This is a genomic window from Micromonospora sp. NPDC005710, from assembly GCF_040630995.1.
Classification (GTDB): domain Bacteria; phylum Actinomycetota; class Actinomycetes; order Mycobacteriales; family Micromonosporaceae; genus Micromonospora.
This window is the reverse complement of record NZ_JBEXYP010000069.1, coordinates 1-2,028: the sequence shown is the minus strand read 5'-3', so window position 1 is coordinate 2,028 and position 2,028 is coordinate 1. Positions and strand designations below refer to the sequence as shown.

Sequence of the window (2,028 nt, the reverse complement as noted above, 5' to 3'; positions counted from 1 at the left end):
AGGCCGGCCGCGATCAGCGCCGTCACCAGCAGTGCCGCCGGGCCGCCCGGCACCCGGCCGGTGGCCAGCGCGGCCAGGTCGGCGGCGAGCAGCACGGCGCCGGTGAGCGCGAGGAGGCTGACCGGCACACCGGGCAGCACCGAGCGGCCGAACCGGCGCACCGTCGTACGCGCCGACGGCCAACTGCCGGTACGCGCCCAGTGGTGCAGCGCCGCACTGGCAGTGCCGACCGCCGCGGCGGCGGTGAGCAGGGGCACCGCCGCGAGGGTCAGCAGGATGCCGAGCAACGCGAGGTCGGCGGCGTCGCGGGCGACGTCACGCCAGTCCCGCCGCGCGCCCCTGTCGACGGGTTCAGCCGTCGGCGTCGGTTCAGCCCTTGATGCCACTGGTGTTGATCCCCTCGACGAGCATCCGCTGGAACGCGACGAAGAACAGGAAGACCGGCAGCAGCGAGAGCACCGACATGGCGAACATCGGGCCGACGGCGCTCTGGCTTGTCGAGTCGATGAACAGGGTCAGTGCCACCGGGACCGTGTAGTCCTCCAGTTGGGACAGGAAGACCAACTGGCGGAAGAAGTCGTTCCAGGTCCAGATGAACGAGAAGATCGCCGTGGTGACGAGCGCCGGGCGGCTCAGCGGCAGGATGATGTGCCGGAAGATGCCGAACGGGCCGGCGCCGTCGATGCGGGCCGCCTCGTCCAGCTCCCGGGGTACGCCGCGCATGAACTGCACCATGAGGAAGACGAAGAACGCCTCGGTGGCCAGGAACTGCGGGATGAGCAGCGGCAGGTACGGCCACTCGCCGCCGACCAGCCCGAGCGTACGGAACAGGATGTACTGCGGAACGATCAGCACGTGCTGGGGCAGCAGCAGTGTGCCGATCATGACGGCGAACCACATGCCGCGCAGCCGGAACCGCAGCCGGGCGAAGGCGTACGCGGCCAGCAGGCAGGAGAGCCCGTTGCCGACCACCGTGAAGAGGCTGACCATCGTGCTGTTGAGGAAGAACCGGCCGAAGGTGACGTCGAAGTTGGACCACCCGGCGGTGTAGTTGCCCGGGCTGAACCGCTCGGGCAGCAGCCCGATGTTGTTGACGATCTCCTCCTGCGACTTGAACGAGGTGCCCACCATCCAGATCAGCGGGTAGAGCACCACGGCGACGATCGTCACCAGGATCAGCAGTCGCAGCACGGGCCGTCCGCCGGGTCGTCGGCGCGCGTTCGGCGGCGCAGTGGTCGTCGGGTTCACCGTCACCGGTCCTCCCCGTCGGAGTAGTGCACCCAGAACCGTCCGGTGCTGAAGAAGATCGCGGTGATGACCGCGATGGCGAGCAGGAACACCCAGGCCATCGCCGAGGCGTAGCCCATGTCGAGTTCGGTGAACCCGGTGATGTAGAGGTTCAGCGTGTACATCAGGGTCGAGTCGACCGGGCCCCCGGTGCCGTTGCTCAGCACGAACGCGGCGGTGAAGCCCTGGAAGCCGTTGATGGTCTCCAGCACCAGGTTGAAGAAGATGACCGGGGAGAGCATCGGCAGGGTGACGTCGCGGAACTGGCGGAACCGGCCGGCACCGTCGACCGAGGCGGCTTCGTACAGCTCGGTGGGCACCTGCTTGAGCCCGGCCAGGAAGATCACCATTGGTGCGCCGAACTGCCAGATGGCCAGCACCATGAGTGTTTCGAGGGCCCAGTCGGGGTCGTTGACCCACGGTCTGCCGGTGATGCCGAACAGGCTCAGCAGCGAGTTGAACGCGCCGTCGCGGTTGAACATGTTCACCCAGACGATGGCGAGCGCGACGCTGCCGCCGAGCAGGGACGGCAGGTAGAACAGCCCACGGAACAGCCCGACGCCGCGCCACGCACGGTTGAGCAGCAGCGCCACGCCGAGCGCCGCGGCCAGCTTCAGCGGTACGGCGATCAGCGCGAAGGTCAGTGCACCGACACCGTGGTGTGGCTGCGCGCCAGGTCCACGACCGGCTGCCCGGCCCGACGCGCCAACTCCCGCGCCCGCGCCACCAGCACCGGATCCA

At 68.8% G+C, this 2,028-nt stretch carries 1 protein-coding gene and 2 pseudogenes; all 3 read right to left on the bottom strand.

The genetic code is table 11. The features are described 5' to 3' along the window. Positions 1 to 386 (bottom strand): annotated as a pseudogene (locus ABZ406_RS30925) (hypothetical protein); the annotation flags it as partial. Continuing rightward, the gene (locus ABZ406_RS30920; RefSeq protein WP_357769113.1) at positions 370 to 1,131 is read right to left on the bottom strand and encodes a carbohydrate ABC transporter permease; all 762 of its coding nucleotides are present in this window, start codon (positions 1,129 to 1,131) and stop codon (positions 370 to 372) included. The gene ABZ406_RS30920 and the pseudogene ABZ406_RS30925, both read right to left, overlap by 17 nt. A gap of 119 nt (positions 1,132 to 1,250) precedes the next feature. Then, positions 1,251 to 1,931, bottom strand: a pseudogene (locus ABZ406_RS30915) (sugar ABC transporter permease); the annotation flags it as partial. Positions 1,932 to 2,028 lie beyond the last annotated feature (97 nt).